The organism is Sphingomonas sp. BL-S-28 (assembly GCF_055521515.1).
The window spans coordinates 3726130-3740629 of the sequence record NZ_CM145484.1 but is presented as its reverse complement, the minus strand read 5'-3'; the positions used below and the strand labels follow the sequence as shown (position 1 = coordinate 3740629).

The 14500-nt window shown below is 66.4% G+C and carries 13 protein-coding genes; 9 read left to right on the top strand and 4 right to left on the bottom strand.

Annotated elements, in window-relative coordinates; translation table 11 throughout:
* Nucleotides 1-2 precede the first annotated feature (2 nt).
* The 9 genes from ACZ1JC_RS26090 (at nt 3) to ACZ1JC_RS26050 (ending at nt 9807) form a co-directional block, all read left to right on the top strand.
* Nucleotides 3-1526: a bifunctional 3-(3-hydroxy-phenyl)propionate/3-hydroxycinnamic acid hydroxylase gene (locus ACZ1JC_RS26090; RefSeq protein ID WP_465137395.1), complete on the top strand. Its 1524-nt coding sequence runs from the start codon at nt 3-5 to the stop codon at nt 1524-1526.
* Nucleotides 1523-1954: a GlcG/HbpS family heme-binding protein gene (locus ACZ1JC_RS26085; RefSeq protein ID WP_465137396.1), complete on the top strand. Its 432-nt coding sequence runs from the start codon at nt 1523-1525 to the stop codon at nt 1952-1954. The genes ACZ1JC_RS26090 and ACZ1JC_RS26085 overlap by 4 nt, the downstream gene beginning before the upstream one ends.
* Entirely contained in the window at nt 1951-2835 is an 885-nt protein-coding gene (locus ACZ1JC_RS26080) for a VOC family protein (protein WP_465137397.1), read from the top strand. Before ACZ1JC_RS26085 ends, ACZ1JC_RS26080 begins: the two co-directional genes overlap by 4 nt.
* Nucleotides 2836-2881: 46 nt before the next feature.
* A complete protein-coding gene (locus tag ACZ1JC_RS26075) occupies nt 2882-3715 on the top strand; it encodes a fumarylacetoacetate hydrolase family protein (RefSeq protein ID WP_465137398.1) in 834 nt (277 codons plus the stop codon).
* Between the two features lie 41 nt (nt 3716-3756).
* Nucleotides 3757-6030 carry a TonB-dependent receptor gene (locus ACZ1JC_RS26070; RefSeq protein WP_465137399.1) on the top strand — a complete coding sequence of 758 codons (2274 nt, stop codon included), beginning with the start codon at nt 3757-3759 and terminating at the stop codon, nt 6028-6030.
* A 102-nt stretch (nt 6031-6132) separates the two neighbouring features.
* Nucleotides 6133-7146 carry an MBL fold metallo-hydrolase gene (locus tag ACZ1JC_RS26065; RefSeq protein ID WP_465137400.1) on the top strand — a complete coding sequence of 338 codons (1014 nt, stop codon included), beginning with the start codon at nt 6133-6135 and terminating at the stop codon, nt 7144-7146.
* Entirely contained in the window at nt 7143-7601 is a 459-nt protein-coding gene (locus ACZ1JC_RS26060) for a hypothetical protein (RefSeq protein WP_465137401.1), read from the top strand. Before ACZ1JC_RS26065 ends, ACZ1JC_RS26060 begins: the two co-directional genes overlap by 4 nt.
* Entirely contained in the window at nt 7598-8470 is an 873-nt protein-coding gene (locus ACZ1JC_RS26055) for an alpha/beta hydrolase (protein ID WP_465137402.1), read from the top strand. The genes ACZ1JC_RS26060 and ACZ1JC_RS26055 overlap by 4 nt, the downstream gene beginning before the upstream one ends.
* An 11-nt stretch (nt 8471-8481) precedes the next feature.
* Nucleotides 8482-9807: a family 1 glycosylhydrolase gene (locus ACZ1JC_RS26050; RefSeq protein WP_465137403.1), complete on the top strand. Its 1326-nt coding sequence runs from the start codon at nt 8482-8484 to the stop codon at nt 9805-9807.
* 133 nt (nt 9808-9940) lie between these two features.
* Here ACZ1JC_RS26050 and ACZ1JC_RS26045 read toward each other — a convergent pair whose 3' ends face one another.
* The 4 genes from ACZ1JC_RS26045 to ACZ1JC_RS26030 all read right to left on the bottom strand — a co-directional run bounded on the left by ACZ1JC_RS26045 (nt 9941) and on the right by ACZ1JC_RS26030 (nt 14446).
* The gene (locus ACZ1JC_RS26045) at nt 9941-10714 is read right to left on the bottom strand and encodes a DeoR/GlpR family DNA-binding transcription regulator (protein WP_465137404.1); all 774 of its coding nucleotides are present in this window, start codon (nt 10712-10714) and stop codon (nt 9941-9943) included.
* Nucleotides 10715-10782: 68 nt separating this feature from the next.
* Nucleotides 10783-11859: an L-rhamnose/proton symporter RhaT gene (rhaT, locus tag ACZ1JC_RS26040; RefSeq protein WP_465137405.1), complete on the bottom strand. Its 1077-nt coding sequence runs from the start codon at nt 11857-11859 to the stop codon at nt 10783-10785.
* A gap of 26 nt (nt 11860-11885) precedes the next feature.
* A complete protein-coding gene (gene lldD, locus ACZ1JC_RS26035; protein WP_465137406.1) occupies nt 11886-13031 on the bottom strand; it encodes an FMN-dependent L-lactate dehydrogenase LldD in 1146 nt (381 codons plus the stop codon).
* The gene (locus tag ACZ1JC_RS26030; RefSeq protein ID WP_465137407.1) at nt 13031-14446 is read right to left on the bottom strand and encodes an FGGY-family carbohydrate kinase; all 1416 of its coding nucleotides are present in this window, start codon (nt 14444-14446) and stop codon (nt 13031-13033) included. The genes lldD and ACZ1JC_RS26030 overlap by 1 nt, the downstream gene beginning before the upstream one ends.
* Between the last annotated feature and the right edge of the window lie 54 nt (nt 14447-14500).

Here is a 14500-nt window from a genome sequence, read left to right as displayed (position 1 = left end):
CGATGTCGTACGACGTGGTTGTCGTAGGCTGCGGCCCTGTGGGCGCGCTGGCCGCGAACCTTCTCGGCCTGAAAGGGCTCAAGGTGCTGGTTCTCGAACGGGAACTGGAACATTATCCGCTGCCGCGCGCGGTCCATCTCGATCACGAGATGATGCGCCTGTTCCAGTCCGCCGGGGTGATCGATCGGGTTCAGGGCGACATGATCGCCACTGACGGGCACCTGCATGTCGGCGCCGACCACGGCGTGATCCGCTACATGGGCACCGTGGGCAAGCCGCGTCCGTTCGGTTGGGCCAACGATTACTTCTTCTACCAGCCCGAACTCGAAGCGCACTTGCGTGAGGGCTTTGCGGCGATGCCGAATGTGGAGATGAAGCTGGGCGCCAGCTTCACCGGGCTGACGCAGGACGGTGAAGGCGTCACGGTCGAGTATCTCGATGGGTCTGAGACTTGCACCGTCAAGGCCCGCTGGGTCATCGCCTGCGATGGCGCGCGCAGCACAGTGCGCAAGGCGCTGGGCGTCGTGCTGGACGATCTCGATTTCGAAGAGCCCTGGCTCGTCGTCGATGCCGAAGTGGAAGGACCGGTCGCGTTTCCGCCGCTCTCCGGTGTGCCCGAGGGAGCCGATCTTCAGCGCCTTTCGGTCATGATGTGCGATCCCTCGCGCCCCGCCACCGTGGTTCCTGGCCGCCGCGACCATCGCCGCTGGGAGTTCATGCTGCTCCCCGGCGAGGACGACACTGCAATGTCGGCGCCGGAAAAGGTGGCCGAACTGGTCGGCGCGTGGATGGCCGATGTGCCGCACCGGATCGTGCGCGCCGCCACTTATCGCTTCCACGGCCTCGTCGCGCATCAGTGGCAGGTCGGCAATGTCTTCCTGGCCGGAGACGCCGCGCACCAGACGCCGCCGTTCTTCGGGCAGGGCATGTGCCATGGCCTGCGCGATGTCGCCAATCTGTCGTGGAAGATGGACGCGGTGGCCAACCACGGCGCCGAGCCTTCGGTGCTGGGCACCTACCAGCGTGAGCGCGATCCGCATGTCCGTGCGGTGATCGGGGCGGCCGTCGCGGCTGGTCGCTACATCTGCGAACTCGATCCCGCAGCGGCCGCCGCCCGCGATGCCCGCATCCGCGAGGAAGCGCGCCAGAAGGCCGGCGAGACCGCGCACGACCTGATCCCCTCCATTGCCGAGGGCGTGGTTCTCGCCCAGACCCTCGGCGCTGGCGCGCGCTTCGTGCAGCCGGTGTTGACCGATGGCCGCAAGCTCGACGATCTGACCGGCGGCGACTGGCGTCTCTTCGTCCGCGACGATGCTGTGCCTGGCCGTGCCGAGGACGTTACCCGCATCTCCGCCGGCACTCTGCCGGACAATGGCGCCGTCACCGCATGGCTCGACGAACACGGCGTAGATGCTGTGCTGATCCGGCCCGACCACTACGTCTTCGGTACGGCCAACCATAGCGCCGAAGACCTCCTCGCAGCCCGAGCGGCGCAGCTTTTCAACCATCAGGAGCTTGCCGCATGACCCTCACGCTGGCTCAGGCCCAGACCATCGTCACCGGCACCCTTGCCGAAGCGCGGGCCCGCAATGCCAAGCAATTGGCGGTGATCGTGCTCGACGCGGGCGCACACCCGATCGCCTTTGCCCGCGAGGACGGGGCGAGCCTCTACCGCTTCGACATTGCCAAGGCCAAGGCCGAGGGCGCCGTGGGCATGGACGCGGATACCGCCGTTCTGGCCGAGCGGGCCAAGGGCAACCCGACTTTCTTTCAAAGTGTCACCGCTGCCGTCGGCGGCCGCATCGCGTTCTCTCCCGGGGGGGTAGTGATCCGCGATGCCGCCGGCACCCTGATCGGCGCCGTGGGCGTCAGCGGTGACACCGGCGAGTGCGATGCCCAGTGCGCCCGCGCGGGCATCCGCGCCGCGGGTCTTCTTCAGGAGCCAGAAGCATGAAACTGCGCAGCATCGAACTGGCGCTGCCCGATCCGGCCGCCGCCGCCACCTTCATGATCGAAATCTGGGGCATGGCAGCTGCCGAGGTTCAGGGCGACACGCATTACCTGCGCGGCTCCGGCCCGTTCCCTTACCTCGTGGCGTTCGAGAAGTCGGAAGACGAATTCGTCCGCTCGACCACCTTCGTCTGTACGGCCGAGGAACTGGAAGCGCTGAAGGCGCGCATCGTCGCCTCGGGCTGGACTGCAAGCCTGACGGTCAGCCACGATCTTGGCGGCGGGCACGGCCTGCTGGTCGAACTGCCTGAAGGCACGATCCTGCGCTTTCTGGTGGGCGCAACCGAAGTCGAACCGATCACCGGACGCGACCTGCCGGTGAAGCTGACCCACGTGGTGTTCAACGCCGCCGATGCCGAAGCCTGCGGGCATGCGGTGGAGGACATTCTCGGCTTCCTCGTTTCCGACCGTACCAAGGGCATGGTCTTCGTGCGCTGCAACGACAGCCACCACTCCACCGCCTTCGCCCGCGCCGGCTTCGCCTCGCTCAACCATGTCGCTTTCGAAATGGAGGACATCGATGCGGTGATGCGCGGCATCGGGCGTCTGCGCGATCACGCCATGGTTCCCGCATGGGGCCCCGGCCGTCACGGCCCGGGCGCCAATGTCTACGCCTACTTCATCGCTCCGTTCGGCCCGGTGATCGAGTTCTCGACCGCCGTCGAAAAGGTGCCGCAGGACTACAAGGCCGGCGCCCCGGAAGACTGGACCTGGCCGCCGAACCGCATCGACCAGTGGGGCATTTCCGACAAGGATTTCGATGGCCTTCGCCGCGCCGAGGAGCGCTTCCGTTTCCGCCGCGACTGGGAAGCCGCGCCGCTCTGACCATTTGACCGCCGCCGCAGCACTCGCGGGGCAGGGGAGACTACGCATGAACCGCTATATCAGCTTCGAACGTCCCGATGGCAGCAAGAGCTTCGGCCGCCTCGAAGGGGACAAAGTTCTCGATCTGGGCAAGGCCGGCGGCGACGCCTGGCTGAAGGACGTGCTGGCCGGTGACCTTGCCGCGCTGCCCGCCACCGGCGAGTTCGCCAGCGATGTCGTAAAGCTGCTGCCGGTCGTTCCGAACCCCGAAAAGATCCTCTGCGTCGGCCTCAACTACGCGACCCACGTTGCCGAGACCGGCCGCGAGCAGAAGGAACACCCGGCGATCTTCACCCGCTGGGCCGACAGCCTGATCGCCGATGGCGAGGCCATGGTCCGCCCGCCCGAAAGCGAGCGCTTCGACTATGAGGGCGAACTGGCCGTCATCATCGGCAAGGGCGGCCGCCGCATCGCACCGGAGAACGCGTGGGAGCATGTCGCCGGTTTCGCGCCGTTCAATGACGGCTCGATCCGCGACTGGCAGCGCCACAACATCCAGTTCACCCCCGGCAAGACCTGGCCCGGCACCGGCGGCTTCGGCCCGTCGATGGTCGTCGCTTCGGATGTCGCGGACCTTGCCTCGCAGCGCGTCCAGACCCGGGTGAACGGCGAACTGGTGCAGGATCAGCCGGTGTCGGACATGATCTGGGATATCCCCACGGTCATCGCCTACTGCTCCACCTTCACCGATCTGAAGCCCGGCGACGTGATCGCCAGCGGCACGCCCGGCGGCGTTGGCGATAAGCGCAAGCCCCCGCTCTACCTCAAGGCCGGAGACACGGTGGAAGTCTCCATCGGCGTGATCGGCACGCTCACCAACCCCGTCATCGACGAATCCTGACCCCATCCAAGCCACAAAAGAACACAAGGGAGAGAGACATCATGAACACCATTCACAAGGCGCTGCTGCTCTCGGGAATAGCCGTGGGTGCCCTCGGCACGCCCGCCATGGCGCAGGACGCCGCGAATACGACCGCTCCTCAGGCGGCGCCGCAAGCTGCCGACACCGGCGAGATCATCGTCACCGCCCAGCGCCGCGCGGAGAAGGTGACAGAGGTTCCGATCTCGATCACTGTTGCCAGCGCCGCGCAGCTGGAGCGGCAGCAGGTCAACACCGTGAACGACCTTGCCCGCATCGCGCCGAGCCTCGAAATCCAGGCGGCACCCGGCCAGAACACCGGTGGCGGCGGTTCGATCCGCGGCATTGGCACGCAGACTTTCTCGCCCGGCGCGGTGGCCTCGGTCGGCGTCGTCGTCGATCAGGTCAGCCAGGGCAATGCGAACATTTCGGACCTGTTCGACATCGCCCGCGTCGAAGTGCTGAAGGGCCCGCAGGGCACGCTGTTCGGCCTGACGACTTCGGCCGGCGTCATCAACATCACCACCAACAAGCCCGATTTCACCCAGTTCTCTGCCCGTCTGCGTACCGAGCTTTCGGACGCCGGCACTGCCGGTTCGAAATACGGCAACCAGGTGATACAGGGCCTCGTCAACGTGCCGATCGCCGCCAATGCCGGCCTGCGCGTCTCCGGCGTCGCCAACTTGCGGCAGGGCGTGAACCGCAATGCCACGACCGGCGATCTTAACGACACCAACCGTTACAGCGTGCGCGGCCGCTTCCTGTGGGAGCCGACCGACCGCGTTACCGTGAACCTGAATGGCGACTATGCGCATAGCAGCATCGAGAACGGCGGCGACTTCTTCACTTTCGTTAAGACCGGCGGCCCGGGGCCGTTCCTTGGCGGCGCCGGTTTCGATCCCGTGGGCATCACCGATCGCCTTGCGTCCTGCGGCGTGACCCCGGGCGTTGGCAACCGTAACTACTGCACCGATGAAAGCTACACCGGAAAGGCAGAGAACTACGGCGGATCGCTGCAGGTCGATTACGCTGCCGATCCCTTCACGCTGACCGCGATCACCGCCTATCGCAAGTCGACCGAGACCGGTCTTGGTGCCTCCTCTAACGTGTTCCGCGCCGATCCGCTGGAACTGCAGGTCCACAACGATGCGGTGAATCGCGATCTGAGCCTGTTCACGCAGGAATTCCGCATCAGTTCGGCAGCGGGGCAGCCCATCGAATATACCGTGGGCGCCTTCTATTCGAACCAGAAGCAGACCCGCGATCCAGAGACGGTGGACGTTACGCTGATCCCGGTGCCGGGCGTCACCATTCCCATCGTTTCCACTACCACGCCGCAGTTGACGATCCGCGATGAATCGCTGGCCTTCTTCGGGCAGGCGACCGGCCATGTCACCGACCAGTTCCGCCTGATCGGCGGCGTACGCTACACCACCGACAGGCTCTCCCTCGATACGTTCGACACCACCGGCATCATCACGGACAAGACCGTGCTGAACACCGAAAAGTGGTCCTGGCGCCTTGGCGCGCAGTACGATCTCACCTCGCGGGCGATGGCCTATGCCACCGTGTCGCGCGGGTTCAAGGGCGGCCAGATCGCGGTGCCGACCGGCGCCACGCCCTATGTGGTGCTGCCCGAAATCCCGACTTCGTATGAGGCCGGCGTCAAGGCCACGCTGTTCGGTTCCTGGGTGGCCGATCTCAGCGTGTTCTACATGAAGATCGACAACTTTCAGGCGCAGCAGTGCACGGTGGATGCCAACGCGATCATCTCGTGCGATCAGAAGAACATCAACGGCGTGAAGACGCGCGGTGCCGAGATCAACTTCTTCGGCAACGTGACGCACAACTTCTCGCTCAACACCGGCTTCATCTTTGCCAAGGCGACCTATCCGAACGGCTTCATCGGCACGGACGGGACCGATATCGGCGGCAGCCAGCTGGCCTATTCGCCGCGCTACAAGTTCACGCTGTCCGGCCAGTACGACATTCCGCTGGGTGAACGTTTCGGCGGCTTCGTTTCGGTGGACACGGTCTGGAAATCGCGCATCCGCTATGAAGCGAACTCGGTGGAGGACACCACCTACAGGCCGCACTGGATGGTCGGCGGGCGCATCGGCGTGAAGACGGCGGACGATCGCTACAGCGTCGCGGTCTTCGTGCGCAACGCCTTCAACGTGCACGAGCCCAGCCTGATGCAGAGCGACTTCCCGTACAACGGCGCGTCCAACATCGGCGCGATCTATGGCCCGCAGTCGTACCGCAATGTCGGCATCAGCCTGGACGCCAAGTTCTGATGGCAACCGGCCGGAGCCTTCGCGTGAGGGCCCGGCCGGCATTTCGATCAGCCGGACAGAGCGTGACGACATAGGGGTACGATGCAGGTGAAATGCGGGAAGATGATGTGGGCCCTCGGCAGTGGGTTGGTGCTGGTGGCGGCGCTGGCCTCCGCCCCAGCCCTTGCGGAGACGGCCCGTGCGGAGACGGCCCGTGCGGCGGACTGTCCGGCGCTGCGCTGGACGACGCTGGGCACGGCGGGCGGGCCGGTTCCCACGGCGGAACGTTCGGAGCCCGCCAATCTGCTTACCATCGGTGATCGCCGGATACTGGTGGATACCGGCGACGGCACGGTAGACCAATTGGCCCGCATCGGGCTGGACCTTGGCGCCATCGATACGGTGTTCATCAGCCACAACCACCTCGACCATACCGGCGGCCTTGCCGCCGTGATCGGGCTGCGCTGGATGAACCAGTTTCCCGGCGTGCTCACGGTCTACGGCCCGGTTGGCACGCGGACGGTGGTCGACGGCATCGTCGCCTCTCTGGCGACGCCGGGCAGCATCGGATTCGGTCTTGGCACCCCGCCGCCGCGTCCGGCGGATTCGGTACGCGTGATCGAGATTGCCGATGGCCAGACGCTCGATCTGGGGCAGGGGGTGACCGTCAAGGCCGCCGCCAACAGCCACTTCGATCATGACGGCAAGCCCGATGCGAAGAACGTCTCGCTCAGCTATCGCTTTGGCTTGGGATCGCGCAGCGTCACTTACACCGGGGATACTGGGCCCAGCGCCGCCGTCACCGCGCTGGCGAAGGGCAGCGACATGTTCGTCAGCGAAGTGATCGCGCTGGATGCTCTGCTGGGCGAGATCCGCAGCCGCCGCAAGGACGCCTCGCCGGAGATGCAGGCAGGCATGGAGCGCCATCTTTCCACCCATCACCTGAAGCCGCAGGCCGTGGGCGAGATTGCCGCGCAGGCGGGCGTGGGCCGGGTAGTATTGACGCATTTCGCCGTGCCGCCGGGGCCGCTGCCGCAGTTCGAGCCTGCCATTCGCGCAGGCATCGCCGCCAGTTATCCGGGCGCCGTCGATCTCGCGCGCGATCTTCAGAGCTTCGATGTGGGATGCCGGCCATGAACATTGCAGCCCGGCTGCGACGCGAACAGCGCGTCAGCGGCGCGATCAACCTTGTGCTGAGCGCGGCGTTCTTTCTCGGTGTGTTCGGCGTGGAAGTACGCCCACTGCGTTTCTCCGCCCCCGATCATTTCGCGCTGGATTTCTTTCCGCAAGCGGCCGCGATCGGGCTGATGTCCGCGCTGGTTCCGCTGCTGGTGGTTTCGGCCAGTTTGCGCAAGACGGGACTCTATTCCGGCGGCAGCGGGTTCATTGCGTGGACGGTGATCCGCGTGGTGCTGGCCGGGCTGGCAAGCGCCGCCGTTCTTGCCGCGATTTGCCTACTGGGTCCATGGCGCGAGATCGCCTGGTCCGTCGCGCTCGTATCGAAGCTGATCTATGGAACCGTGCTGGGCGTGGCGGGCACGACATTCGCGCTGACCCGGCTGTTCCAGAACCAAGGGAGTGATGCTACATGACCCATCCCGATGTCGGCAGCGCCATCGCAGCGATGGGCACGAAGCTGGGCCCGGACGTGGTGGCGGCATGCCGCGACCTGTTCGATGCAGAGCAGCAGGCCCTTGCGGCGCGCATTGCCCCCGTCGCGCTTGACTGCGCCTATGGGCCGGACGCGCGCAACCGGCTTGACCTCTATCGTCAGGGCGAGGCGGCCGAACCGCGCCCGGTCTTGCTCTTCGTCCATGGCGGCGGCTTCCTGGTGGGGGATAAGGGCGGACAAGGCGGCGGCCCGGATAGCTGGGCCAATGCCCATGTCGGCCGCTGGGCAGCGGGTCACGGCATGGTGGGCGCGGTGATGAACTACCGCCTTGCCCCCCAGCACATGTGGCCCTCGGGCGCGGAGGACGTGGCCCTCGCAGTCGAGTGGCTGCGCGCGAATATCGCGGGCCATGGCGGCGATCCGGAACGGATATTCCTGCTCGGCACTTCGGCCGGGGCCGTCCATATCTCCGCCTTCCTGAAGGCGCGCGAGGATCATGCCGATCTGGTGCGCGGGGCGGCGTTGCTCTCTGGGCTCTACGGCGTTACCCCGCTGGATGAGCGGGACATGCGCTATTACGGCCCGCAGGATTGCTATGCCCTGCGCATGCCGCTGACGGCGGTGATGGAAACGCGCCTGCCGCTGTTCATGGCCAGTGCGGAGTTCGATCCGCCACGCTTCCAGACCGAATGGGCCAGCATGCTGCAGGGCCGCCTGGGCCGCCACGGGCGCCTGCCGCGCGCGCATTATGCCAGCGGGCACAATCACTACTCGATGGCGATGCATCTGGGCACGGCGGACCGCCGCCTGTCCGACGAATTGCTCTCCTTCTTCGCAGACCATTCCTGAGGGGCCCTACGATGACCGACGCTTTCAGTCTGAACCGCCGCGGCGTGCTCGCCGCCGGCGCCATGCTCGCCGCTGCGCCGATGGCCGCCCGTGCTGCCGCCAAGCGCCCCAACCCCGCATTCCCCAAGGGCTTCCTCTGGGGTGCCGCCACCGCGCCGCACCAGATCGAGGGTAACAACACCGCCTCCGACCTCTGGTTCATCGAGAACCAGCAGCCGACCATCTTCGCAGAGCCTTCGGGCGATGCCTGCAACAGTCTGGACTTGTGGGCGACCGACCTCGACATCGTGAAGTCGCTGGGCCTCACCTCCTACCGCTTCGGCGCCGAATGGTCGCGGATCGAACCGGAGAAGGGCCTGTTCTCGCAGGCGATGCTCGATCACTACAAGCGCATCGTCGAAGGCTGCCACGCGCGCGGCCTGGCCCCGCTGGTGACGTTCAACCACTTCACCGCGCCGCGCTGGTTCAGCGCGCAGGGGGGCTGGACCAACCTGGAAGCGCCGCAGCTTTTCGCGCGCTATTGCGACAAGCTGGCCCGCGCCATCGGCGCCGATATCGCCATGGCCATGACGCTCAATGAGCCGAACCTGCTGCTGATCCTGAAGAACATGCTGCCGCCCCCGGTCTGGGACATGCAGAAGAAGACGCTGGACGTGGCGGCCAAGCGCCTTGGTGTCGAGAAGTTCGTCTGCGCCAACGTTGCGGGTGCAGAGGATATTCCTGCGCTCGAACAGGGCCTGCTCGCCGGGCACAAGGCCGCTCGTGCCGCGATCAAGGCCGTTCGCGGCGACTTGCCGGTGGGCTTCACGCTCTCGGTGCTGGACGATCAGGCGGCTGGCAAGAACTCGATGCGCGACAAGGTCCGCGCCGAACTCTACGGCGCGTGGCTGGATGTCGCCCAGGGGGACGACTTCATCGGCGTGCAGAACTACGAACGCGCCGTCTGGAACGACAAGGGTCGCCTGCCGGCGCCTGCGGACGGCGATCACAACTGGTCCGGTACCGAAGTCTGGGCACCGTCACTGGCCGGCGCGGTGCGCTATGTCCATGCCGAGACCAAGGTTCCGGTGCTGGTTTCCGAACACGGCGTCGGCACCGAAGACGACAGCCTGCGCGCGCGCTTCATTCCGGCAGCGCTGGAAGGGCTGAAGCAGGCGATGGACGACGGCGTGCCGGTGCTCGGCTACATGCACTGGTCGTTGCTCGACAACTTCGAGTGGATATTTGGCTACAAGCCGCGCTTCGGCCTGTGCAGCGTGGATCGCACGACGTTCGCCCGCACGCCGAAGCCGAGTGCTTCGGTGCTGGGCGGGATTGCCAAGCGCAATTCGTTGTAAGGGGAACCGGTTCCTCCCCTGCAAGGGGAGGGGGACCATGCGAAGCATGGTGGAGGGGTATCCGCGCCGGCGGTGACACCCCTCCGTCAGCGCTTCGCGCTGCCACCTCCCCTTGCAGGGGAGGATTGTGGCCTCACGCCACCACAACCCGAACCCCGGCTTCCCTGAGCCGCTCGGCCATCTCATCGGGAATGCCGGCGTCGGTGACCACAACGTCCACCTCGTCCAGCCCGCAGACGATCGCGCCGGAGGAGGAGCGGAACTTGGAACTGTCCACCAGCAGGATCACTTCCTCGGCCCGGTCCATGAAGCGGCGCTCGGCGGCGACGAGGATCACGTCCTGCTGCATCACCCCCTGCGGCCCGACGGCGGCGGCGCCCATGAACAGCTTGGGTGCGTGGAAGCGCGGCATCGAATCTTCGCCAGCCGGGGCAAGCACGATGTTCTGTTCGCGGAACACCGTGCCGGAGGGCAGCAACACGCGCGTGCCCGGCTGGGGCAGCAGGGCCTGCACGATGTGGAGCGAGTTGGTCAGCACCTGACAGTCCAGACCATCCAGATGCGCGCACATCTGCAAGGTGGTGGTGCCGCCGTCGAGCATGATCGCCTCTCCCGGCTGGCAGAGCGCGGCGGCGGCCTTGCCGATGGCCTGCTTGGCGGGAAGGTGCTGGGTGATCGACTGTTCGAACGGCGTGCCGGCAAGGCCCGGCTGGCGGTCAGCGCGTTCCTCCGGCAGCTTGGCGCCGCCGTGAACGCGCAGAAGCTGGCCTTCCTCCTCCAGTCGCGAGAGGTCGCGCCGGATCGTCGCGGGGGAGGCGGCAAGCTGCGCTTCCAGATCGCGATAAGTCACGAACCCCGTGGGGCGCAGGGCTTCGAGGATCAGTCTTTCACGCTCGGTAGAATGCATCGGTTCCTGTCCGCCATGCCGGGGGATCGCCCTGCCAACCCCATGCCGCCAATTTCGCTCAAAATCCATCAAATCGATCCACCGGCATCGAGCATGTTGCCTGCGCCGATCACGATCGTTGCACCCAGCAGCATGCCGATGCCGGTCAGCACCATGGCCCGCGTGCGGGTGCTGGCGCCGCGCCATTCCTTCAGCGCAAAGCCCCAGAGTGTGGAGAACAGGATGATGGAGGCCATGTGCAGCGTCCATGAAGAGAAGCCGTAGCGGCCCATCTGGCTCTCGCCCATCGTGTAGAAGAAGAACTGGAAGTACCACAGCGTGCCGCCCAGCGCGGCCAGCAGATAGTTGGCGAGAAGCGGTGCGCGGGCATTGCCGCCTTCCGCGTTGCTGGCGCCGAAGAACTGGCCGAAGCTGCGGTTGCGGCGGATCAGCAGCGCGCACCAGATCAGGTTGGTGGTAAGGCCGCCCGCCAGCACCACGCAAAGCACCGGCAGGCCCTGGCTCAGCGGATCGGTGCCCGCCGCCAGTGTCAGATCGCGGATCGGCTGGCCCGCGTCGAGCCCCCAGGCGAAGCAGCCCGACATCACACCGGAAAACACCGCGATCAGCAGGCCCTTGCGCAAGTCGAACTCGGCCACGCCTTCGCTCGCCTGGCCGCCCAGATCCTTGTCCTTCGAATGCCCCGCCCGTGCGACGACGACGATGGCGACCAGCGTGATCACGATGCCCAGCAGGGTAAGCTGGCCGCTGGTGCGGCTGGCGATTTCACCGATGGTGCCGTGGAAGATCGGCGGCCCCATCGTGCCGATCACCGTGGTCAGCCCCAGCGCCACCGCCATGCCCAGCGAGAGGCCGAGGTAGCGCATGGTCAGCCCGAAGGTCAGCCCGCCGAAGCCCCACATCACGCCCCAGAACCAGCACCACAGCAGCGTGGAGGTTGGCGTGGCGGAGAGCACGCCCAGCAGGTTCTCGGTCCGCAGCGAGGCGAAGACCCAAGGCGCGATCAGCCACGAGAAGATGCCCCCGGCCAGCCAGAAAATCTCCCACGACCACAGCTTGATCCGCTTGTAGGGCACGTAGAAACTTGCCGAGGCAAAGCCGCCCAGCCAGTGAAACACGACGCCGAGCGCCGGATTGCCTCCCATCGGTGTGTTATCCTCTCGTTTTGTTGTTATGAGTCAGCAAGGCAGCTGCGGTTGATCTCGGAGATTTTCGTGGTTCCGGTCAGCGCCATGGCGACGCGCATCTCTGCCTCGATCAGCTTCAGCATCTTGGTCACGCCCGCTTCGCCGCCGGCGCCCAGCGCCCAGGCCCATGCGCGGCCCAGCAGCACGCCCTTGGCGCCCAGCGCCAGCATCCGCACCACGTCGAGGCCGGAGCGGATGCCGCCATCGGCCAGCACCGTCATCCGGTCCCCCACCGCATCGGCAATCGGCGGCAGTGCGCGGGCGCTGGACAGCACGCCGTCCAGCTGGCGGCCGCCGTGGTTGGACACGACCAGCCCGTCCGCGCCGAGTTGAGCGGCTTCCTTCGCGTCCTCCGGATCAAGGATGCCCTTGATGACCAGCGGCCCTTTCCATTCGGAGCGGATGAAATCGAGGTCGCGCCAGTTGATCGAGGGGTCGAAATTGTTGCGCATCCAGGCGAAGAAATCCTCGATCCCGGTCTTGCCCTGCAGCACCGGCGCGACATTGCCCAAAGTGTGCGGGCGGCCGTTGATGCCGACGTCCCAGGCCCAGTCGGGCTTCACGGCGGCCTGGGCGAAGCGCCACGCCGCGCCTTTCAGGCCGCCGGTGCCGGCTAGGCCGGTGTGATAGTCGCGGTAACGGCTGCCGGGCACGGGCATGTCCACCGTGAAGACCAGCGTGGAACAGCCGGCCTCCACTGCCTTTGCCAGCAGGTCCTTCATGAAGGCGCGGTCGCAGATCATGTAGAGCTGGAACCAGAACGGCTTGGCTGCCGCCGCTGCCACTTCGCCGATGGTGCAGGCGCCCACGGTGGAGAGCGTAAAGGGAATCCCCGCCTTGTCCGCCGCGCGCACGGCCTGACATTCGCCGCGCCGGGCATTGAGTCCGGCAAGGCCGATGGGCGCAAGGGCTACGGGCAAGGCCAGCTTCTGGCCGAACAGTTCGGTCGAGAGGTCCAGCGCGGAGACGTCGCGCAGCACGCGCTGGCGCAGGGCAAGGCCGGCAAGATCGGAGACGTTGCGGCGCAGCGTTTCCTCGGCATAGGAGCCGCCGTCGATATACTCGAACAGGAAGCGCGGCAGGCGGCGGCGCGCGGCCTCGCGGAAATCGGGGATCGAGGCAGTGATCATCAGGCAGGTTCCCGCAGGTGTTCGCGCCACTTCGCGCGGTAGGCTTCAAGGCGGCCTTCCAGCGGCTCGACGCGCCGAAGGCCGCCTTGCGCCTGCAGCAGCGGGTTGATCAGCCGCAAGGCACCGAACGAGACGTCGTTATGGGCATTGGCGACATAGACCTTGGTGTCCGGCCGCAGCGCGGCGAGGGCGCGCACGAAGACTTCGGCATCGGCGAAGCGCCCTTCGATCAGCAGGCGCTCCTTCGATCCGATCAAGTCCAACGAAGTATCCGCGACCATCGCCGCGTAGAGGCAGATCGCGGCGCGGCGGGCATACCAGGTGCCGGCCCATTCCTCCGGCCGGTTCATCCACTCGGCCTTGCCGTCGGGGAAGGGGCCGAAGCCGGGGGCGAGTGTGGGCAGCATCATCGTGCCGCGTTCCAGCAGGGCGGGCACGGCCTCCATCAGCTTGGGCTGGTCGGGGCGGATATCGACGCGGCGGGTGTCGATCTGGATCACCGATTCAATCTCGCGCCCGCCCATGAAGCGCGCGGAGGGCACCGGCCAGCCATAGGCATCGACATTGACCAGCGTGTCGCGCGCCTCGGGCAAGGCGGAAATCGCGAAAGGCTCTGCCGCAAGGCGCATGGCGATGAACCATGTGCCGGTGGAGAGGATCGTCGCTTCCTGTCGGGCGATCTCGGCAAACCCCCGCGCGGCGAGCAAGGCGGCATTCGAATCGTGCAGACCGGCAAGCACTTTGGCGTTGGCCGGAAGCCCGGTTTCGGCGGCGATTTCTGGGCGCAGGGTGCCGACGACATCGCTGGCCTTGGCGAGCGGCGCAAAGCGCTCTGCCCAGCCGAGCCGCTCCGCCATCGGCGAAAAGCGCGCGTCCGCCGGGCACCAGAGGTCGCTGTGGCAGCCAAGGCTGGTTACTTCGCTGGCAAGCCCGCCGGAAAGGAACCACGCCCAATATTGCGCCCATGGCACCAAGGTCGCGCGTTCCATCGCCTCCGGGTGGCGCTGCGCCATCCAGTAGACTTGCGCGCCAAGGTTCAGGCCATCGGGCAGGGCGGGCGACCCGGTCAGCACGAATCGGTCCCGCTCCTTGCGGTAGGCCGCCATGACGTCAGCGGGGATCGGCTGTTCGTAGTCGAGCGGGGGGAACAGCAGGCCCTCTTCATCGAGTGCCGCGAACCCCGCGCCGTGGGCGACCGGGATCAGCGCTTCCACCGGATGGCCGGACCAGCCGCGCAGCGTGGCGCGCAGCCATTGGCCGATTCCTGCGGCATCCAGGCAGCGCACGCCGTCCACTTCGCAAGGCATGTTGGGCCGCACCTGACGGTCGATCATGCGCCCGTCGCGCGTCCACAGCGTCAGCTTGCTGAGCGTCTTGCCGATATCGACGACAATGAAAGTGCCGCTTCCTGCCATTCTCTCTGCCCGTTTGTCGCCATGCTTGAACATGGTGTTGTTTGATTGGATTTG